This window comes from Roseateles sp. So40a, assembly GCF_048081605.1.
In the GTDB taxonomy this organism is placed as follows: Bacteria; Pseudomonadota; Gammaproteobacteria; order Burkholderiales; family Burkholderiaceae_C; genus Roseateles.
Genome location: NZ_CP182288.1, coordinates 4,905,323 through 4,923,684 on the forward strand (window position 1 = coordinate 4,905,323; position 18,362 = coordinate 4,923,684).

Consider the following 18,362-nt stretch of genomic DNA (forward strand, 5'->3'; position numbering starts at 1 on the left):
GTCTCGATCGGGCCCCGGTCAGGCCTCCATCAGGCCTCGTCTCGCCCGCCGGCCTGCGGCTCCACGACGATGCGCGCGTGGCGCTGGAAGGTGAAGTAGGCCCAGGCCCAGTCCGCGAAGACGCGCACCCGGTTGCGGAACCCGATGAGGAAGTAGACGTGCACGAACAGCCAGAACAGCCAGGCGGCGAAGCCGCTGAACTGGATCGAGCCCAGGTCCGCGACCGCCGCCTTGCGGCCGATCGTGGCGAGATTGCCGTAGTCGCGGTATCGGAACGGCGGCTCCGAGCGCCCCTGCAGCCGCGCCAGGATCTGGCGCGCCGCGTGACGGCCGGCCTGCTTGGCACCGGGGCTGACGCCGGGCACCGGCTTGCGCGTGCCGTCCTTCTCGAGGCTGGTCGCCGCGGCCATGTCGCCGACGACGAAGACCTCGGGATGGCCGGGAATGTTCATGTGCTCGTCGACGACGACGCGTCCGGCGCGGTCCAGCGGCACGTCCAGCGTGCGCGCCAGCGGCGACGCCGCCACGCCCGCCGCCCAGACTTTCGTGCGCGAGGCCAGGCGCTCGGTGCGACCGTCGGCGGTCAGCACGTCCACGCCCGCTTCGTCGATGCCCACGACGCGGCAGCCCGTGCGCACCTGCACGCCGATGCGCTCCAGCTGCGCCTTCGCCTGCGCCGACTGCTCGGGCTTGAACGCCGCGAGCACCCGGTCCGAGCCCTCCACCAGCAGCACCTGGGCGCGACTGGGATCGATGCGGCGGAACTCGTCGCGCAGCGTGTGGCGCGCGATCTCCGCGAGCGTGCCGGCCATCTCCACGCCGGTCGGCCCGCCGCCGATCACGACGAAGTTGAGCCACGGCGCGCGGCTCGCGTCGTCGGGCAGGGTCTCGGCGCGCTCGAAGGCGCTCAGCAGGCGGGCGCGCAGCTGGAAGGCGTCGGCCAGCGTCTTCAGGCCGGGCGCGTGCGCCTGCCACTGGTCGTTGCCGAAGTAGCTGTGCGTGGCGCCGGCGGCGACGATCAGGTGGTCGTAGCGCAGATGCTGGCCGTCGGCCAGGACGACCTCGCGGACGGTCTTGTCGATGGCGGTGACGTCGGCCATCAGCACGGTGAGATTGCGCTGGTGACGCCGCATGTGGCGGATCGGCGAGGCGATCGACGGCGCGGAGAGCCCCGCCGTGGCGACCTGGTACAGCAGCGGCTGGAACAGGTGGTGGTTGCTGCGGTCGATCAGCGTGACGCGGACCGGGGCACCGTCGAGGACCTTGGTGGCTTCGAGGCCACCGAATCCGCATCCGACGATCACGACATGGGGAAGCGCATGAGGGTCATCCATGCGGGACATCGTAGCGGGGATGACGACCTGGATAGGCTGCCCGCTTGGCTGACAATCGCCCGATGCGCCGCGCCGACCGCCTGTTCCAGATCGTCCAACTCATCCGGGGACGACGTCTCACGACCGCCGAGTTCCTGTCCCAGCGGCTGGAGGTCTCGATCCGCACCGTCTATCGCGATGTCGCGGCGCTGCAGCAGCAGGGCGTGCCCATCGACGGCGAGGCCGGCGTCGGATACCGCATGCGGGTGGGTTTCGAGTTGCCGCCGCTGATGTTCAGCGCGGAGGAAGCGCAGTCGCTGGTGGCCGCGGTGCGGCTCGCGCAGCCGCAACTCGACGCGGTGCTCGGCCAGCGCGCCGAGGAGGCGCTGGGCAAGATCTTCGCGGTGTTGCCCGGCACGGCGCGCGCCGCGGCGGAAAGCCTCACCGTCTACGCGCCGCAGCGCGGCCTGGACGACGCCACCCGCGAGCGGCTCTCGCAGCTGCGCCAGGCCACCGAGTCGAGAACGAAGCTGCGGCTGCATTACCTGGACCTGAGCGATCAGACCAGTTCCCGGGTGGTGCGTCCGCTGGCGTGTTTCTTCTGGGGTCCGGTGTGGACCTTCTCGGCGTGGTGCGAGCTGCGTGGGGACTTCCGCAGCTTCCGCGTGGACCGCATGCAGCAGCTGGAGGTGCTCGAGGAGCGCTTCCGCGACGAGCCCGGCAAGACGCTCGCGGACCTGCAGCGACGCGAGAACGCGCGCGAGAACTGGGCCTGAGGCCGCGCCTCAGCGCACCGCGACGCCTTGCGGCAGCGCCGTGGCGCGCGGGCGCCAGCGCAGCAGCGGCGCCTCGATCCAGCGGTGGAAGGGCACGGCCGCCACGTTGCTCAGCACCCAGGCCGCGACCAGCGCGAGCGGCGCCAGCGCGTCCAGCATCGGCGCGGGGCTCTCGGCGCGGTGCTCGTAGATCGCGTTGACCAGCAGGCACACCGGGAAGTGGACGAGGAACAGCGCGTAGGCGTGACGCGCCAGCGTCTGTACCGGCGCCTGCCCGTGCCGCTGGAACCACGCCGGCAGCGTGCCGCGGCGCCACAGCACGATGACAACGGCGGTCAGGGCGGCGACGACGAGGCGCTCGCGGAACTGCAGCGCGAGCGCCGCCAGCATCAGCGCACCGAGCGCCAGCAGTCCGGCACGGCGCGCGGCCGGGGCCCAGCCCTGGCACCAGCACAGCAGCACGCCCAGGCCGTAGGCGCCGAAGAAGTAGATCGCGTAGGCGTCCAGGTCGGCCATGCGGTTGAACTTGAGCAGCGAGGCCGCGCAGAGCGCGCCCACCACCACCGGCGCGAGCCATTGGCGCGCGGCACGGCGCACGGGCAGGCAGCTCAGGCCCCACATCACGAGCAGCAGCAGCGCGAAGAGCTGGAAGTCGATCGCCACGTACCAGGCGCCGACGGTCAGCGATTCGACGGCCATCAGGTCGTGCAGCAGCAGCGCATGCGCCAGGACCTGCGTCAGGTGGACCTGCTGGGGCACGAGTTCCGGCAGCAGCGGCGCCACCAGCCACGACGCGGCGAGCGTCAGGCCGACCGCGGCCATGAACGGGGGCACCAGGCGCCAGTAGCGCTGCGCGAGCAGCGCGGGGGCGGATCGGTGCAGCTGGCTCTCTTGCGCTGACAGCGCGCGCGCGCTGAGGTAACCGCCCAGCACGAGGAACACCTGCACGGCCATGCGGCCGTAGTCGTACAGCCAACCGGTGAGCAGCGGGAACAACGCATGCATCGCCTCGGCGATCGGTCCGTAGACGGACAGGTGATGCAGCACGATCAATTGCGCGGCGGCCGCGCGCAGCGCGTCCAGCGGGAAGAGGCGAGAAGCCATCGGAAATCGGCGGAAATCCGCGAAGAGCAGCGGTCGCCGAGGGCGGATTCGAAGGGATCCCGCGTTCGGCGAAAAGCGAAGCGGCCACCGCGAGGTGGCCGTTGAATGCGCCGATTCTATAAGTAAATCAACAAGTTACATCTTCGAACACATTTGAGGAGCCCGCTTTTCGCCCGGCAAGTGGACCGATCGATCCGGAATTGACTGGGGATTGATCAAATTTCTATCAATTGATATCCATGTATATTGACTTGCGCTTATACGGGCTTATACATTGCTACAAGTCCCTAGCATCGGAGCTTTCATGGATCCAGTCCGCAACCCATTCGCCCCTGGCGCCGGCAGCCGGCCGCCGGAACTCGCGGGTCGCGAGTCCATCCTGGAGGATGCCCGTGTGGCCATCCAACGCGCCTTGCTGGGCAAGCAAAGTCGATCCCAGATGCTGCTGGGCCTGCGTGGTGTCGGCAAGACGGTGCTGCTCAGCAAGATCGAGGAGATGGCGGAGCAGGAAGGGCATCTGACGTCGTTCATCGAGGCCCCGGAAGGCCGGCCTTTGGGCGAGCTGCTGATCCCGAGGCTCAACCAGGTGTTGCGCAAGCTCTCCCTGGCCGAGACCGCCAGGACGCAGGCTCATGCGGCGATGCGCGCGCTTCGCTCCTTCGCGTCAGCCTTCAAGTTTTCCTACGGCGATGCCAGCGTGTCGGTGGATCCCGAGGTTGGCGTGGCGGACAGCGGCGATCTGGAAAACGACTTGCCCGAACTCTTCGTCCGAGTCGGCGAGGCCGCCAAGGCGGCGGGCAAGGCATGGACGCTGTTGATCGACGAGGTGCAATACCTGCGCGAGGCCGACCTGTCGGCGCTGATCGTTGCCCTGCACAAGATCCGCCAGAAGGAGTTGCCAGTCCTGTTCTTCGGCGCAGGACTGCCACAGGTGGCGGCGCTGTCAGGAGATGCGAAGTCCTACGCCGAGCGACTGTTCCATTACCCCGCGGTGGGGCCTTTGAATGAGGCCGACGCCAGGACAGCGATCCGGCAGCCCGTCGAAGGCGAAGGGCAAGGCATCACCGACGAGGCCTTGAGCGAGATCCTCAAGACGACGAAGGGCTACCCCTACTTTCTCCAGGAATGGGGTTACCAGTGCTGGAACATCGCGCTGGGCGACACCATCGAGGCCGCTGATGCCAACCAGGCGGCACGCGACGCGACGCGCCGTCTCGACCAGGGCTTCTTCAAGGTGCGTTTTGATCGCCTGACGCCCAAGGAGCGCGAGTACGTGATCGCCATGGCCAGGCTGGGGCCCGGCCCCTATCGTTCATCGGACATCGCCGTGGCGCTCGGGGAGAAGGTGCAGAGCTTGGGACCGCGCCGCTCGCAGATCATCAGCAAGGGAATGATCTACAGCCCGTCGCATGGCGATATCGCCTTCACGGTGCCGATGTTCGATGAGTACCTCATGCGGAACTTCGCCGACAAGGCAGTCTCCTGACGCCCAGACCTTCAGGGTTTCCGCCGGGGCCCGCGCTGACGCGGTTTCGGCGGGGGGAACAAGGTGCCGTTGAAGATCGCCGCGAACCAGCCGAGGTACCAGTCCACGAGGCGTTGGAACCACGGCTTGGGCGGCGGCTTGACCGGCAGCGGGCGCGTGGACGGGTGTCGGCGCTCGACTGCCGCGGCGAAGGCGGCGAGGCGCTCGCGCAGCAGCATCAGGCCGGCGACCTTCGACGGCGTCGCGCCCTCGGCCTGGATGACCAGCGCGACGTGCAGCAGCACGCGGTCGTCGCCCAGCGTCTCCAGGCGGAGTTGCGCCTGACCGCTGACGGCGCCGGTGCGCGGACCGCGGCCTTCGAAGCTCAGCCGCAGGCGGCTGGGCGCTTCGATGTCGAGCTGCAGCAGCTGACCCTCGAAGCCGGTGAGGGCCAGCGCGAAGGAGCGCGGCGCGGGTCCGGCCTGCAGCCGGGCGTCGGCGGGCAGGCTGTCGGCGAGCAGGGCCAGATCGTGCAGCGTCTGCCAGGCCAGCGACTGGGGCACGGGCAGGACGAGGTCGTCGTTGAGGGCGAGCGTGGGCATGGGCGGGATTGTGGGGCCCGGCGCGTTCGGACGAATTTCGCTATGGTGCGCGCATGGACAACATGGACCTGCAGGTGCTGCGTCAGGTGCAGCAATGGATGGCGGCGGATCAGCGCGCCGTGCTGGGCACGATCACGCGGACCTGGGGCTCGGCGCCGCGGCCGGTCGGGTCCATCGTCGCGGTGCGATCGGACGGGCTGATCGCCGGGTCGGTGTCGGGCGGCTGCATCGAGGATGACCTGGTGGCCAAGATCCGCGAGGGCGCGCTGACGCTGCGAGTGCCGGAGCTGATCCGTTATGGCGTGGGGGCCGAGGCTGCCCAGCAGTTCGGACTGCCGTGCGGCGGCACGCTCGAGCTGATGCTGGAGCCGTTGGGCTCGCAGTCGGCGATCGAGCCTTTGCTGGAGCGGCTCTCGCGCGGCGAGCGGGTGCTGCGCACGCTGGAGCTGGCGACGGGCGAGGTGACGCTGTCGGAGCCGCCGGCGCATTCGCGTGACGGGGCGGATCGGCTGGTGTTGAGCGCGGACCGGCTGGTGACGCACCACGGGCCGCAGTGGCGGCTGCTGATCATCGGGGCCGGACAGATGAGCCAGTACCTGGCGCAGATGGCCTTGGCGCTGGATTACCAGGTGCAGGTCTGCGATCCGCGGGACGACTATCCGTGGACCTTGATCGCCGCGCCGCTGACGCGGGAGATGCCCGACGACGTGGTGATGCGGCTCAAGCCCGACGGACACACGGCGATCGTGGCGCTGACGCACGACCCGAAGCTGGACGATCTGGCGCTGATGGAGGCGTTGCGCAGTCCGGCGTTCTACGTCGGCGCGATCGGCTCACGCGTGAACCAGGCCAAGCGGCGGGCGCGGTTGAAGGAGCACTTCGATCTGACGGATGCGCAGCTGGACCGGCTGCATGGACCGGTCGGGCTGCACATCGGCGCGCGTACGCCGCCGGAGATCGCGCTGGCCATCCTCGCGCACATGACCGCGGAGCGTTACGGGGTGCAGCTCACCAGCAGCGCCGCGCCGGGGGATGGGAGCGAGGCGGGCTGCGTGGTGTAGCGACAGGACGTTCAGGACGCCCTGACCGCCATCGGGCCGCGCGAGGGGTCGCGCCGGCGCAGATCCGCGCACACGCCCCAGCACACGAAGGCCCAACCGCCGGCGACGTACAGCAGCAGCGCGGGCGGCAGTTGCTGCAGCATCCACGTGCGCTCGAGCAGGCGCAGGAATCGATCGTCGGCGATGCGGGATTCCAGCGTGATGCGGGGTTCGCGTGTCAGGCGCAGCTCGCAATGCAGCTGCCACCAGCCGTCGCGCCAGAAGGAGGCGTCATGGCGCAGGTAGGGATGGCAGTCCGGCAGGCGCTGCGCGAAATCACGCAACTCGTGCTGGCCAGCGAGCGACAGGCGATCAAGCTTGCACGATCAACTCGCTGTATTGGGGAAGCTGTCCATCTGCAGTGACCAGATGCGCGGTCTCGCTGATCGCCTGAGCGATCAGCATGCGATCGAACGGATCTCGGTGATGAAGCGCAAGCACCATCACGATAGCCGCGTGATCAGCGCTGATCGGCAACTCCACGAAGCCGCATTCCCCGATGGCTTGAACCAAGCGATCGGGGTCGACGTCGATTCGTCCGAGGCTCGCCTTGATCGCCACCTCCCAGATCGATACCGCTGAGACGAAGACCGCATCGGCGTTGTCGATGAGCTGACGAGTCGATGACTTCAGGCGATCCGAGTCCTCGACCACCCACAGAAAGATGTGCGTGTCGAGGAGCAGGGTCATTGCGTGCCTTCGAATCCCGCGAGCACCGCGGCGGGCAGCGGCGCATCGAAGTCCTCGGCCACGCGGATGTGGCCCTTCAGGACGCCATAACGCACACGCCGCTTCGGCGGCGGCGCGTGGTCACCGGGCGGCATCTGCGCACCGAGCGGTGGACATGAGGAAACGGGAAACGGAAAGCCCGGCTGCGCGGGCATGGGCATCGGGTTCATGAGGGCTTCAAGGAGAGAAGGTGGACGGGCCAGTCTAGGCCTGGCCCCTCCTTGTCATCCTTGCCCCGCAGCCCAATCCGAATCCAGCTTGTCCTGCGTCATGAATCGATGGCGTCGCTCGCGCGGAGCGTGGCATTCCTGCCCGCCATCGGCTGATTTCGGATTCACGCGATCGGATCTGTGGCAAGCACGCTCACCGCATGCTGTACCCCCGCCCGTCCATGCAGGCTTCCACCGCGCGGTTGAAGATGCCCGCGTCGTTCATCGCGGACGGCTGCGTCGTCGCCCAGCGGTTGCAGTCCTGGCGGTCCGCTTCCGTCTGCGACGCCGATTGGCCGTTGCGCGGATAGATGATCGGATCGGGCCGAGGCGGCGCCACCGGTGCCGGTGTCGCGGCATCGGCGCCCGGAGGCGGTGCCACCACCACGTACCCCGGCCCCGGCGCGGCCACCGCGTAATACGCGCCATTGGCGTAGTAGTACGGCAGGCCGCCGATGCGCAGCGTCACATACGCGCTCGGCAGGATCGGCACCACGAAGCCGATCGGCGGCGCGATCACCCGGAAGCTCGGACCCCACGGCTGGTACCAGACCCCGCCGTGATACCAGTACCGGTTGCCCACGAACACCGCCCCGCCCGGCAGGCCGCGCGAGACATAGCCCGGCGCCGGGTAGTAATGGTCATGGTGATAACGGCTGTCGAAACGCAGGCCGATGTCGACCCGCGTGTTGCCGTGGTGCTGCGCGGACGCCAGCCCCGCGGTCAGGGCCAGCGCGACGGGAATCAACCAACGAAGCTTGCTCATGATCGGCTCGCGCCGCGGACGCGGCGCCCAGGAAGTCCAGATGGACCTATTCAACGCCGCCTCCCGCGACCCCGTCTACGGAGGGGCGTTTCGCCGGGGTAAAGTTCCTTTGCTTCCCCCTCCCCCGCCATGATCGAGCTCTACTACTACCCCAGCAACGCCAGCTTCGCCCCCCACGTGCTCCTGCATGAACTGGGCGTTCCGTTCCAGCTCCGCCTCGTGGACCGCGACAAGGACGAGCACAAGTCGCCCGAGTTCCTCCGCATCAATCCCAACGGCCTGCTGCCCGCGCTGCGCGACACGCGCCACGGCGAGCTCGTCATGTTCGAGACCGCCGCGATCCTGCTGCACCTCGCCGACACGCACCCCGACGCCAAACTCCTCCCGCCGCTGGGCACACCCGAGCGCGCCCAGGCCTACAAGTGGCTGATGTGGCTGACCAACACCCTGCAGCCCACCGTCATCACCTACTACTACCCCGACCGTTTCGTCGCGCCGGGCAACACCGCCGGCAGCGCCGAGGTCAAGGCCCAGGCGCAGATCCGCGCCGCGGCGCAGCTGGACCTGCTCGCCGCCGAGTTCGAGCGCCACGGCGGCCCCTTCCTGCTCGGCGAGCAGTTCTCCGCGCTCGATCCCTTCGCGTTCATGCTCTGCCGCTGGACCCGCAACTTCAGCGATCCGGCCCGCAGCCGCCCGGCGCTGGCCGCCTTCCTCGAGCGCATGGCGCAGCGTCCCGCGCTGCTGCGCGCCATCGAGACGGAAAAGCTGCCGCAGCCCTGGTATTGACCAGCTTCAGGGCTTGAGCACGAGCAGGCCTCGCGAGTGCGCCTGCACGTCGGCTTCGTTGAGCCACTCGCGCCGGTACTGGCCCTTGGCCAGCAGCGGGGCCTGATCGCCGTAATGCGCGTCGGGCCAGACGCCGCTCTGGCCGACCGGATTCACGCCCAGCGCTTCCTGCGGCTTGGCGAAATCGATCAGCCGCCGCGTCGACGGTCCGTAGACCACGGGCCAGGGCCCGCTGCCGTTGCGCTGCGCGAAGTTGTTGGGCACCTCATGCCCGCCCGCCACTGGGAACGGGCCGACGTTGAACAGCTTGTCCAGCGGCTTCTGCTTGCCCAGCGGATGCTCATGCGTCAGCGTGTGCACCGCGTCCCAGCGCCACTTCGCGCTGTCGGCGCCGAGCGTCGCCTGCAGATGCGCGATCGTCGCCTTCCAGGCGCGGCGCACCATGTCCGCCTGCGTCTCGCGCTGCGGCGTGCTGCGGTCGTCCCACCACGGCGAATCGCTGTCCGCGATCAGGCGCGGCAACGCGTGATCGAGCGCCCGCGTGCGGCGCAGGTTCTCGAACTGCGCCTCGCCGAGCTCGTCCTTCATCGTCGCGCGCAGCAGCTCCGCGACGAACTGCTGGAACAGCACCGGCGCCACCGCGTCCGCCTTGTACGCGCCGTTCCAGCGCACCAGCGCCTCCACCAGCGGCTGCTCCTCGGCCGAGGCCGCGCCGCGCAGCAGCGGGATGATCGGTTGCAGCACGCGCGGGCCGTAGTCGGTCTGCACGTCCAGCTGCAGCGCCTGGCTGTTCTGGATGTCCCAGCGTTTGCCCTGATTCAGCAGGCCGTCCAGGCGGCGTCCGCGCTCGGCCAGGTTGTAGTAGCCCGGCACCGGCACCTCGCCCGGCGGCTGGAAGTTGGCCGACACGATGTAGCCCCGCGCCGGGTTCTCCTCGTGCGGATTGGCCGAGAACGGCAGGAAACCGAGCTTGTCGGCCTCGCCCGTTGAGCCGTCCAGCACGAAGCTCGGATTGACGCCCTCGGGGCGCTGCGGCAGGCGGGCCGCGGCCCACCAGGCAATGTCGCCCGACGCATTGGCCCAGACCACGTTCAGGCCCGGCGCGTGGATCTTGCTGGCGGCGTCTCGGGCCTGGTCCAGCGTGCTCGCGCGACCCAGCTGGTAGAAGCCGTCCATCACCGGGTTCTCGGTCTCCAGGAAGGCCCACCACATCGCGACCGGCCGCTCGCCGCGATCGCCCGGCACCGCGTCGTTGACGATGGGCCCGTGCGGCGAGCGCCGCAAGGTCAGCACCTGATCGGGCTCGCCCTTGACCTTGAGGACCTCCTGGCGCGCGGTCATCGGCACCCAGCGGTCCTTGATCCAGACCTCGTTCGGATTGGCCGGATTCACCTTCTCGGCGATCAGGTCCACGTCGTCGTTCTGGAACATCGTCAGGCTCCATCCGGCGCGCTGGTTGTGTCCCAGCAGCGCCATCGGATTGAGCGCGAGGTGATGTCCGTAGAGCTCGAACTGCGGCGTGCGCAGATGCGCTTCCCACCACACGGCCGGCGCCGAGTAGGCGATGTGCGGATCGCCAGCGAGCAGCGGCTTGCCGCTGGCGGTGCGGCTGCCCGACACGACCCACGCATTGCTGCCCTCGAATTGCGGCACACCCGCCAGCGACGCGGCGCGCTCGCTGAGCGCGGCCACGCGTGCCAGCACGGGCGCCACGTCGGCGAAGCGGTTCGCGCCCGCCGACCGGGCCGGCGATCCCCGCGGTGACGGGTCCGATGACGCATTCATCGCCTGCATGGACAGCGCGCCCGAGGGGCGCCAGTCGAGGTCGAAGATGCGCAGGTACTCGGGGCCGAGCTGGTCGCGCACGGCGGTCAGCGCGGGCTCGGTGCGGAAGGCCGCGGCGAAGCTGTAGGCCAGGTAGCCGGCGATGCTGTACGTGTCCGTGGCGGTGAACGGCCGCTTGGGGATGCCGAGGATCTCGAACTCGAGCGGCGCGGGCCGCGTGGCCTGGTACTGGTTCACGCCGTCGAGGTAGGCGTACAGCGCGCGGACCGCGCCGGGCTGGGCCGTGATGGCGGCGGAGGCTTGCGCCAGTTCGTCGGCGCGCTGGCGGATGCCCAGCGTGCGGAACAGCCGGTCGGTGTCCACGAGCTTGGGGCCGAGCACTTCCGCGAGCTCACCGCGCGCGAGCCGGCGCAGCATTTCCATCTGGAACAGGCGGTCCTGGGCGTGGAGGTAGCCCAGGGCGCGATAGAGGTCATCCTCGTTGCGCGCGTCGATGTGGGGCACGCCCCACTCGTCGTAGCGCACCGTCACGGGAGCGACGAGGCCGGACAACCGGATCTCGCCGTCGCGCTGCGGGAGTTTCTGGTGGAGGTGCCAGGCCGCGGCGGCGCCGCCCAGCACCGCCAGCACGGCGACCGTGAGGGCGCCGCGCTTGAGCCATCGACCGGCGCTCATGGGCGGACGGCTGGCTGGCGCAGGTGGGACAGCGCCTCGACGCGCTTGAGCAGCTCGCGGTCGTTCCACGGCTTGTGGAACATGCCATACAGGCCTTGGATCTGATGCAGCCGGGCGTGGAGTTCCTCGTGGCCGCTGATGGCGATGATAGGCAGATCCTCGGTGGCGAGGGCGCCCTGCACGGCGCGGATCAGCTCGAAGCCGTCCATGTTGGGCATCTCGAGGTCGGTCACCAGGACGCCGAAGCGGGTCTGGCCGAGGAGCTCGAGGGCTTCGACGCCGTCGCGGGCGGCGACGACTTCATGGCCGGCTTCGCTGAAGAGCTTGAGCAGCTTGGCGCGCACCACGGCGGAGTCGTCGACGACCAGCAGCGGCAGGCGTTCGGCGGGTGTGGCCGGGCCGGCGGCGGGCACGGCGGGCGGGGTGACCGGGGTGGTCTGGCGGGGTGCCGGGCCGGGCGGGAGGGGGCGGGGAGAGGGCGGGGGTGCGCCGACGTCGTGGTAGTCGCCACGGCGGACGGTGATGATGATGATCAGGATCGCGAGCGGGACGACGATCAGCAATGGCAGCAGGAATGGCTGCAGGGTTTCTGGCAAATCAAACGGCATGCGGCTCTCCGACTCCTCCCCAAACCGTTCACGGTACACCGGCTGGGCGGGAGACTGTAGAGGAAAAGCCCTCTTGGTCCGTGACGGCTGGATGGCCGGTCACGGCGAGCCGACGGGCCGTGCGGCCGTCCCAGTAAAGAGGGTCATGGCGAGTGCGCTACGCGCCTCTGAACCGCCGCATGCAACTTCCCTTGGCCCTCACCCCTGCCCTCTCCCGCAAGCGGGAGAGGGTGTGACGGGAGAGTCCCGGACCGGGTGCCCCCTGGAGCGACCTGCGGGCATCGGGCGCGGAGGGGGGCACCCGGTCCGGGACTCGGGCGCTCGGTAGGTGGGGGATCAGTTCCAGCTCAACGCGGAGAGATCGTTGGCGAAGAGTGGGGTGCGGGTCCAGAGCCCTTGGAGGCCGGCGCGGGCGACGGTGATCCATTGGGGTTGGTAGAGGAAGGCGGCGACGGCGTCGTTGGCGACGAGTTGCTGGGCTTCCCCGAAGAGTTTGAGGCGCTGCGCCGGATCCGCGGCGTTCTGCATGCGTTCGTAGAGCGCGTTGAAGGTGGGGTTGCGATAGCCCCAGTAGTAGTCGGCGCGGGCGAAGTTGCCGAAGTCGTGGGGTTCGACGTGGGAGATGACGGTGAGGTCGAAGGCTTTGGAGCCGTAGACGCTGGAGAGCCACTGGGCCCATTCGATCTGTTCGATGCGGGCGTTGATGCCGATGGCGGCGAGCTGGGCGGCGATGAGTTCGCCGCCTTGCCGGGCGTAGGGCACGGGCGGGAGCTTGAGGGACAGGGAGAGCCCGGTGGCCTTGGCCTCGGTGAGGAGGGCCTTGGCGGCGGCCGGGTTGTAGGCGTTGATCGCGGTGCAGTCGACGTAGCCGGGGGTGTCGGGGGTGACGAAGCTGCCGATGGGCACGCCGTAGCCGTCGGCGCTGGCCTGGATGAGGGCTTTGCGGTCGATGGCCATGGCGATGGCGCGCCGCACGCGGACGTCGCCCAGCGGGGCGCGTTGGTGGTTGATGGCGAGGATGGTCTTGGCGCGCGAGGAGGCCGAGATCACCTGGAAGCGTTTGGATTGCGCCTTGAACTGGGACAGCGCGCGGGCGGCGGCGACGCGGGGGAACAGGTCGACGTCGCCGGCGAGCAGCGCGGCGACCTGCGCGGCGGGTTCACCGATGAATCGGAACTGGACGCGCGGGATGCGGATCGAGGCGGCGTCGCGGTAGCCGGGCCAGGCCACGACGGTCAGGCTGGCGCCGCGCTGCCATTGCGCCACGCGGTAGGGCCCGGTGCCCACCGGGGTCTGCGCGTTGGTCGCAGCGCTCTTGGGTTCGACGATCACCGCGGTGGACTGGGCCAGCATGGCGGGCAGGTCGGGTTCGGGGTGCTTGAGCGTCAGCACGACCGTCAGCGGATCGGGGGTGGCGACGGCGGCGATGTTCTCGAAGATGCGCCGGTCCTTGTTCAGGCTGCCGGCCGCGGCGGCGCGCTCGAAGCTGAACTTCACGGCCTTCGCGTCGAAGGCTTCGCCGTTGTGGAAACGCACGTTGGGGCGCAGCGCGAAGGTCCAGGTCTTCTGGTCGGCCGACACGTTCCAGCGCAGCGCCAGCAGCGGCGTGGCCGAGCCGTCCTGGGCGACCTTGGTCAGCGGCTCCAGCACGTTGTAGAGCACGATCTCCCCGATCGCCGCGGCCGCGCCGGCGGTCGGGTCCAGGCCCGGCGGCTCGAGCGTCATGCCCAGCACCAGCGGGCGCGAGGCGTTGCCCTGGGCCCACGCGGGCAGCGTGGCCCCGAGGGTCGCACCCGCGGCGCCCAGCGAGAGCAGGTGGAAACGGCGGCGGTCCAGGGAGGTGTCCATGGCCGCGGATCATGCCAAAGCGGCCAGCAGGTCCCGCGTGTAGGGGTGCCGAGGTTCGCCCAGCACGCGCTCGACCGCGCCCTGCTCCACCACCTCGCCGCCGCGCAGCACCAGCGCCTCGTCGCACAGGACCTCCACCGCCGCGAGGTCGTGGCTGACGATGACGAGACTGATGCCCTCGCGATGTTGCAGCTCGCGCAGCAGTGCCAGGATCTGCGCCTGCACCGACACGTCCAGCGCGGACAGCGGCTCATCCGCGACGATCAGACGAGGGCGCGTCGCCAGCGCTCGCGCGATCGCCAGGCGCTGGCGCTGTCCGCCCGAGAACTGGTGCGGGAAGCGCGTGGCCGCATCGGCCTCCAGGCCCACCGCCTCGAGCACCTCGGCCAGCCGCGCCAGGCGTTGCGACTCCGTCATCGGCAACGCCGACAGCGGCTCCACGATGCTGCGCCCGACGCGCCAGCGCGGATCCAGCGATCCGTAGGGGTCCTGGAAGACCATCTGCACGTGCGGACGCAGCGCGCGCCGCTCGCGCGCCGGCATCGCGTTCACGTCCCGGCCCGACCATCGGACCTGGCCGTGGCTGGGGCGCTCCAGCGCCATCACCAGCCGCGCCAGCGTGCTCTTGCCCGCGCCCGACTCGCCGATGACGCCCAGCGAGCGCCCCGCCGGCAGGCGGAAGTGGACGTCGCGCAGCACGGTGCGTCCGCCGTATCGCTGCCCCAACCCGCTGACCTCGAGCAGCGGCGGGGTGGCGGTCGATGCATCGCTCATGGCGACACCTCCCAGCAGGCGATCCGTCCGTCGAATAGCGGCGGCTGATCGACGCAGCGCGCCGTCGCCAGCGGGCAGCGCGGCGCGAACGGGCAGCCCTCGCCCAGTTGCGTCAGCGCCGGCACATTGCCCTTGAGCGGATGCAGCGGCTGATCACGGCCCGCGCCCAGCCGCGGACGCGCGGCCCACAGCGCCTGCGTGTACGGATGACGCGGCTGCGCCAGCAGCGTCGGGGCGTCGCCCTGCTCCATCACGCGGCCGCCGTACAGGATCTGCAGCCGATCGACGCGACGCGCCGTCAGCGCCAGGTCGTGCGAGATCAGCAGCAGCCCCATGCCGCGCTCTGCCACCAGTTCCCCCAGCAGATCCAGCACCTGTACACGCAGCCGCGCATCGAGCGCGGTGGTGGGTTCGTCGGCGATCAGCAGGTCGGGCTCGCCGGCCAGCGCCATCGCGATCAGGGCCCGCTGCCGCTGACCGCCGGACAGCTGATGCGGATATGCCCGCGCCTGACGGTCGTCGAGCCCCACGCGGGCCAGCAGCGCCATCGCGCGGTCGCGGGCCTGCGACCGGTCGGCCGCCAGCCGATGCAGCCGGATCGGCTCCATCACTTGCGCCAGCACGCGCTGCAAGGGATTGAGCGCCGTCAGCGGCTCCTGGAACACCATCGCCACCCGCCGGCCGCGCAGACCGCACCAGGCGTCCTCGTCCAGCGTGAGGAGATCGCGTCCATCGAGCGCCACATGACCGGTGGTCGTCGCGCCGTCCGGCAACAGCCCCATGATCGCCAGCGCGGTCAGCGTCTTGCCGCTGCCCGACTCGCCGATCAGGGCCAGCCGCTCGCCCCGCGCCACGCTCAGATCGATGCCGCGCAGCGCGTGCAGCCGCGCGCCGCCGACACCGGGCAAGTGCACATGCAGGTCGCGGACTTCCAGCAGCGGGGCGCTCATCGCGGCAGCTCCTTCGGATCGAGACGATCACGCAGCCCGTCGCCCAGGAGATTCAGGCCGAGCACCGCCAGCGTGATCGCCACGCCGGGCGCGACGGCCAGCTGGGGCGCCTCGAACATCAGCGTCTGCGCCTCGGCCAGCAACCGGCCCCAGCTCGCTTGCGGCGGCTGGGTGCCCAGCCCGAGGTAGGACAGTCCCGCCTCGGCCAGGATCGCCAGCGCGAAGCTCGTGGTGCCCTGCACGATCAGCAGCGGCATCAGTTGCGGCAGGACATGGCGCAGCGTGATCGACACCGGCCCCTGCCCCGCGACGCGCGCGGCCAGCACGAAGTCGCGCGCCCACCAGCTCTTGGCGCTGCCGTTGACCAGCCGCGCGAAAGACGGCACCGCGTGCAGCCCGATGGCCGCCATCGCCACCGTCATTCCGGGCCCGAGCGCGGCCGCCAGCAGGATCGCCAGCAGCAGCGCGGGGAAGGCATAGCCGAGGTCGGACGCGCGCAGGATGAGCGCCTCGACCCAGCCCCGTCGCGCCGCGGCGATCAGCCCCAGCGCGGTGCCGGCGATCAGGCCGATGCCCACGGCCACCACGCCCACCAGCCAGGCGCTGCGCGCGCCGGCCATCAGGCGGCTGAGGACGTCCCGGCCCAGCTGGTCGCAGCCCAGCCAGTGCGCGGCGCCTGGCGCGGCGAGCCGGCGCGCCATGTCGATCTGGTCCGGCGGCCACGGCGTCCAGACCAGCGACACCAGCGCCGCCAGCAGCATCAGCGCGGTCAGGATCGCGCCAGCGAGGAATCCGGCGCGTCTCATGCGGCGTCTTTCATGCGGCGTCCATCTCGGCATCCATGTCCGCCACCGCGCGCGTGCGCAGACGGGGATCGATCCAGCCATGCAGCAGGTCGATCGCGAAATTCAGCACCAGCACCAGCGCCGCGAGTCCCATCACGCCGTTGCGCACGACGATCAGGTCGCGATTGGCGATCGCCTGCGCCATCAGCCGGCCCAGGCCGGGCAGCGTGAAGACGTTCTCGATGACGATGGTGCCGGCCAGCAGATTGGCGAATTGCAAGCCGCCCAGCGTCAGCAAGGGAATGGCCGCGTGGCGCAGGCCGTGGCGCCACAGGGCGGCGCGGCGCGACAGCCCCTTGGCCCGGGCGCTGCGCATGAAGTCTTCCCGGGCGATGTCCAGCAGGGCGGAGCGCGCGATGCGCGCCAGGATGGCCGCCTGGACCAGCGCCAGCGACAGCGCCGGCAGCAGCAGCGCGCGCAGTCCGGGCCAGGCGCCACCGCCGAGATCCTCGCGCCAGCCGGGGAACCCGCCCGCGTCGACCCACTGCAGCTTCACCGCGAAGAACAGCACCAGCAGCATGCCCAGCCAGAAGCTCGGCACCGCCAGGCCCAGCTGCGTGAGGCCCATGACCAGGTGGTCGCCCGCGCGGCCCTGCTGGCTCGCGGCCCACCAGCCCGCGGCGAGCGCCAGCACGACGGTGAACACCATCGCCAGCAGCGCCAGCGGCACGGTCACGGCCAGCCGCTCCACGATCAGGTCGGCCACCGGCGCGCCATACGCGTAAGACAAGCCCAGATCGCCGCGGACCAGTCCGGCGAGCCAGTCGACGTAGCGGTGCCAGGCGGGCTGGTCCAGGCCGAGCTGGCGGGTCAGCGCCGCCACGGCCTCGGGCGGCGCCTCGGGGCCCATGATCAGTTGGGCGGCGTTGCCGGGCAGCCATTCCAGCGCGCCGAAGATCAGCGCCGAGGCCGCCAGCAGCGTCAGGGCCAGCACGGCCAGCCGCTTGAGCAGGTAGTTCATCGCGGGCGGGATCATAGGGGCCGGATCCGGTGTCAGCGGGGATGTGGCGGGGATCAAGCGGGGATCAGGCGGGTGTCGACGTTTTTTACAGATTGACGATCAGTTTTATCGTCTTTCTGAAAACTGATCGGCGAATCAGGCACTTGCCGCGTTGGCCCGCGTTATGCATGGCATCAGGCGCAGGGATGAACAACAAGCCACGTGCATCGCACCCGGAAAGGGGACGGTCATGAAGCCAACCAAGATTCGTTGGGCCGCCGCGGCTGCGGTGATGGTGCTCTGCGGCCAGGCCCACGGCGCCGCGGTGACCTTCGACTCGCTGAGCGACTCGGAGACCCTCCTGTTCAGCACGGTGCAGGACGGGGCCACCCTGAACGTCACGGTGAAGTTCACCTTGAGTTCCTGGACGGCCACGAGCGCCACCTTCGCGATGGTCCTGACCAACAACTCGTTCGGTCCGGGCCAGAACCGGTTCACGGCGTTCGGCATCACCGCGGTGTCGCCCACGCTGACCGGCGCGAGCACCAGCGCCAACTCGGGCTGGGGTGCCACCATCGACACCAACCTGCCGTCGTTCCAGAACATCGACCTGTGCATCTGGGGCGGCAACAACTGCGCGGGCGGTGCCAACGGCGGCCTGGGCGAGAACGAGATCTCGAACTTCAACCTGACGCTGACCACCGGCGCGGGCAACAACTTCATGACCTCGGGCATCACGTTCACCAGCCCGTACGGCTCGAAGTTCCAGAGCGTGGGCACGCGCGGCCAGTCCTATGAGTTTGAAGGCTGCATCCAGGGCACGTCCGGATGCGGTGGTGGGGGGGGCGGGGGTGCCGGCGGTGGCGGCAACGTGCCGGAGCCCGATGCGCTCGCGCTGATCGCGATCGCCTCGCTGGCCGCGGGCCTGTCGCGCCGCGTGCTGCCGCGGTTCACGCGCGCCGCGCGCTGAGACGTCCAGATCCCGCAAGACCCAAGCCCGCTTCGGCGGGCTTTTCCCGTTGCATGAAAGAAGGCTGGGAATCGAGCGGCGCGGGGCGGGGCGACGGACCGTCGCCAGGTCCGCGCC

19 protein-coding genes are annotated in these 18,362 nt (G+C 70.0%); 5 read left to right on the forward strand and 14 right to left on the reverse strand.

What is annotated here, in order from left to right; genetic code table 11:
* Window positions 1-29: 29 nt before the first annotated feature.
* The gene (locus ACNI65_RS22340; RefSeq protein WP_416759478.1) at window positions 30-1,343 is read right to left on the reverse strand and encodes an NAD(P)/FAD-dependent oxidoreductase; all 1,314 of its coding nucleotides are present in this window, start codon (window positions 1,341-1,343) and stop codon (window positions 30-32) included.
* Between the two features lie 53 nt (window positions 1,344-1,396).
* On the opposite strand from ACNI65_RS22340, the gene ACNI65_RS22345 reads away from it, so the two are divergent.
* Window positions 1,397-2,089, forward strand: a complete 693-nt coding sequence (locus ACNI65_RS22345) for a helix-turn-helix transcriptional regulator (RefSeq protein WP_416763684.1) — start codon at window positions 1,397-1,399, stop codon at window positions 2,087-2,089.
* 9 nt (window positions 2,090-2,098) lie between these two features.
* On the opposite strand, the gene ACNI65_RS22350 is transcribed toward ACNI65_RS22345, so the two are convergent.
* Window positions 2,099-3,193: an acyltransferase family protein gene (locus ACNI65_RS22350; RefSeq protein WP_416759480.1), complete on the reverse strand. Its 1,095-nt coding sequence runs from the start codon at window positions 3,191-3,193 to the stop codon at window positions 2,099-2,101.
* Between the two features lie 304 nt (window positions 3,194-3,497).
* On the opposite strand from ACNI65_RS22350, the gene ACNI65_RS22355 reads away from it, so the two are divergent.
* Window positions 3,498-4,679: an ATP-binding protein gene (locus ACNI65_RS22355; protein WP_416759481.1), complete on the forward strand. Its 1,182-nt coding sequence runs from the start codon at window positions 3,498-3,500 to the stop codon at window positions 4,677-4,679.
* A gap of 11 nt (window positions 4,680-4,690) precedes the next feature.
* Here ACNI65_RS22355 and ACNI65_RS22360 read toward each other — a convergent pair whose 3' ends face one another.
* The gene (locus ACNI65_RS22360) at window positions 4,691-5,260 is read right to left on the reverse strand and encodes a CoxG family protein (RefSeq protein ID WP_416759482.1); all 570 of its coding nucleotides are present in this window, start codon (window positions 5,258-5,260) and stop codon (window positions 4,691-4,693) included.
* Between the two features lie 53 nt (window positions 5,261-5,313).
* On the opposite strand from ACNI65_RS22360, the gene ACNI65_RS22365 reads away from it, so the two are divergent.
* Window positions 5,314-6,321, forward strand: a complete 1,008-nt coding sequence (locus ACNI65_RS22365; RefSeq protein WP_416759484.1) for an XdhC family protein — start codon at window positions 5,314-5,316, stop codon at window positions 6,319-6,321.
* Between the two features lie 11 nt (window positions 6,322-6,332).
* On the opposite strand, the gene ACNI65_RS22370 is transcribed toward ACNI65_RS22365, so the two are convergent.
* The 4 genes from ACNI65_RS22370 to ACNI65_RS22385 form a co-directional block, all read right to left on the reverse strand.
* On the reverse strand, window positions 6,333-6,644 hold the full coding sequence (locus ACNI65_RS22370) for a hypothetical protein (protein ID WP_416759486.1): 312 nt from the start codon (window positions 6,642-6,644) through the stop codon (window positions 6,333-6,335).
* Window positions 6,645-6,672: 28 nt separating this feature from the next.
* Complete coding sequence (locus tag ACNI65_RS22375; RefSeq protein WP_416759487.1) at window positions 6,673-7,050, reverse strand: type II toxin-antitoxin system VapC family toxin; 378 nt, start codon at window positions 7,048-7,050, stop codon at window positions 6,673-6,675.
* On the reverse strand, window positions 7,047-7,259 hold the full coding sequence (locus ACNI65_RS22380) for a hypothetical protein (protein ID WP_416759488.1): 213 nt from the start codon (window positions 7,257-7,259) through the stop codon (window positions 7,047-7,049). The genes ACNI65_RS22375 and ACNI65_RS22380 overlap by 4 nt, the downstream gene beginning before the upstream one ends.
* A 193-nt stretch (window positions 7,260-7,452) precedes the next feature.
* Window positions 7,453-8,064, reverse strand: a complete 612-nt coding sequence (locus ACNI65_RS22385; RefSeq protein ID WP_416759489.1) for a DUF6515 family protein — start codon at window positions 8,062-8,064, stop codon at window positions 7,453-7,455.
* Window positions 8,065-8,193: 129 nt separating this feature from the next.
* Here ACNI65_RS22385 and ACNI65_RS22390 point away from each other — a divergent pair, with 129 nt between their 5' ends.
* Window positions 8,194-8,850, forward strand: a complete 657-nt coding sequence (locus tag ACNI65_RS22390) for a glutathione S-transferase family protein (protein ID WP_416759490.1) — start codon at window positions 8,194-8,196, stop codon at window positions 8,848-8,850.
* A gap of 6 nt (window positions 8,851-8,856) precedes the next feature.
* Here ACNI65_RS22390 and ACNI65_RS22395 read toward each other — a convergent pair whose 3' ends face one another.
* The 7 genes from ACNI65_RS22395 to ACNI65_RS22425 all read right to left on the reverse strand — a co-directional run bounded on the left by ACNI65_RS22395 (window position 8,857) and on the right by ACNI65_RS22425 (window position 17,311).
* On the reverse strand, window positions 8,857-11,310 hold the full coding sequence (locus ACNI65_RS22395) for a penicillin acylase family protein (RefSeq protein WP_416759491.1): 2,454 nt from the start codon (window positions 11,308-11,310) through the stop codon (window positions 8,857-8,859).
* The gene (locus ACNI65_RS22400; protein WP_416759492.1) at window positions 11,307-11,918 is read right to left on the reverse strand and encodes a response regulator; all 612 of its coding nucleotides are present in this window, start codon (window positions 11,916-11,918) and stop codon (window positions 11,307-11,309) included. The genes ACNI65_RS22395 and ACNI65_RS22400 overlap by 4 nt, the downstream gene beginning before the upstream one ends.
* A 336-nt stretch (window positions 11,919-12,254) precedes the next feature.
* Window positions 12,255-13,766, reverse strand: coding sequence for an ABC transporter substrate-binding protein (locus ACNI65_RS22405; protein ID WP_416759493.1), 1,512 nt, complete (start codon window positions 13,764-13,766; stop codon window positions 12,255-12,257).
* Window positions 13,767-13,775: 9 nt separating this feature from the next.
* Window positions 13,776-14,540 (reverse strand): ABC transporter ATP-binding protein, encoded by a 765-nt coding sequence (locus ACNI65_RS22410; protein WP_416759494.1) that lies wholly within the window; start codon window positions 14,538-14,540, stop codon window positions 13,776-13,778.
* Complete coding sequence (locus tag ACNI65_RS22415; protein WP_416759495.1) at window positions 14,537-15,490, reverse strand: ABC transporter ATP-binding protein; 954 nt, start codon at window positions 15,488-15,490, stop codon at window positions 14,537-14,539. The genes ACNI65_RS22410 and ACNI65_RS22415 overlap by 4 nt, the downstream gene beginning before the upstream one ends.
* Entirely contained in the window at window positions 15,487-16,329 is an 843-nt protein-coding gene (locus ACNI65_RS22420) for an ABC transporter permease (RefSeq protein WP_416759496.1), read from the reverse strand. Before ACNI65_RS22420 ends, ACNI65_RS22415 begins: the two co-directional genes overlap by 4 nt.
* Window positions 16,307-17,311, reverse strand: coding sequence for an ABC transporter permease (locus ACNI65_RS22425; RefSeq protein ID WP_416759497.1), 1,005 nt, complete (start codon window positions 17,309-17,311; stop codon window positions 16,307-16,309). Before ACNI65_RS22425 ends, ACNI65_RS22420 begins: the two co-directional genes overlap by 23 nt.
* A 214-nt stretch (window positions 17,312-17,525) precedes the next feature.
* Here ACNI65_RS22425 and ACNI65_RS22430 point away from each other — a divergent pair, with 214 nt between their 5' ends.
* Complete coding sequence (locus ACNI65_RS22430; RefSeq protein WP_416759499.1) at window positions 17,526-18,245, forward strand: cistern family PEP-CTERM protein; 720 nt, start codon at window positions 17,526-17,528, stop codon at window positions 18,243-18,245.
* Window positions 18,246-18,362: the final 117 nt, after the last annotated feature.

Bases quoted from the DNA above. Each gene is read 5' to 3' on its own strand.
- ACNI65_RS22340 (WP_416759478.1), bottom strand. From the start codon at position 1,343: ATGTCCCGCATGGATGACCCTCATGCGCTTCCCCATGTCGTGATCGTC.
- ACNI65_RS22345 (WP_416763684.1), top strand. From the start codon at position 1,397: ATGCGCCGCGCCGACCGCCTGTTCCAGATCGTCCAACTCATCCGGGGA.
- ACNI65_RS22350 (WP_416759480.1), bottom strand. From the start codon at position 3,193: ATGGCTTCTCGCCTCTTCCCGCTGGACGCGCTGCGCGCGGCCGCCGCG.
- ACNI65_RS22355 (WP_416759481.1), top strand. From the start codon at position 3,498: ATGGATCCAGTCCGCAACCCATTCGCCCCTGGCGCCGGCAGCCGGCCG.
- ACNI65_RS22360 (WP_416759482.1), bottom strand. From the start codon at position 5,260: ATGCCCACGCTCGCCCTCAACGACGACCTCGTCCTGCCCGTGCCCCAG.
- ACNI65_RS22365 (WP_416759484.1), top strand. From the start codon at position 5,314: ATGGACAACATGGACCTGCAGGTGCTGCGTCAGGTGCAGCAATGGATG.
- ACNI65_RS22375 (WP_416759487.1), bottom strand. From the start codon at position 7,050: ATGACCCTGCTCCTCGACACGCACATCTTTCTGTGGGTGGTCGAGGAC.
- ACNI65_RS22380 (WP_416759488.1), bottom strand. From the start codon at position 7,259: ATGAACCCGATGCCCATGCCCGCGCAGCCGGGCTTTCCGTTTCCCGTT.
- ACNI65_RS22385 (WP_416759489.1), bottom strand. From the start codon at position 8,064: ATGAGCAAGCTTCGTTGGTTGATTCCCGTCGCGCTGGCCCTGACCGCG.
- ACNI65_RS22390 (WP_416759490.1), top strand. From the start codon at position 8,194: ATGATCGAGCTCTACTACTACCCCAGCAACGCCAGCTTCGCCCCCCAC.
- ACNI65_RS22395 (WP_416759491.1), bottom strand. From the start codon at position 11,310: ATGAGCGCCGGTCGATGGCTCAAGCGCGGCGCCCTCACGGTCGCCGTG.
- ACNI65_RS22400 (WP_416759492.1), bottom strand. From the start codon at position 11,918: ATGCCGTTTGATTTGCCAGAAACCCTGCAGCCATTCCTGCTGCCATTG.
- ACNI65_RS22405 (WP_416759493.1), bottom strand. From the start codon at position 13,766: ATGGACACCTCCCTGGACCGCCGCCGTTTCCACCTGCTCTCGCTGGGC.
- ACNI65_RS22410 (WP_416759494.1), bottom strand. From the start codon at position 14,540: ATGAGCGATGCATCGACCGCCACCCCGCCGCTGCTCGAGGTCAGCGGG.
- ACNI65_RS22415 (WP_416759495.1), bottom strand. From the start codon at position 15,490: ATGAGCGCCCCGCTGCTGGAAGTCCGCGACCTGCATGTGCACTTGCCC.
- ACNI65_RS22420 (WP_416759496.1), bottom strand. From the start codon at position 16,329: ATGCCGAGATGGACGCCGCATGAAAGACGCCGCATGAGACGCGCCGGA.
- ACNI65_RS22425 (WP_416759497.1), bottom strand. From the start codon at position 17,311: ATGATCCCGCCCGCGATGAACTACCTGCTCAAGCGGCTGGCCGTGCTG.
- ACNI65_RS22430 (WP_416759499.1), top strand. From the start codon at position 17,526: ATGAAGCCAACCAAGATTCGTTGGGCCGCCGCGGCTGCGGTGATGGTG.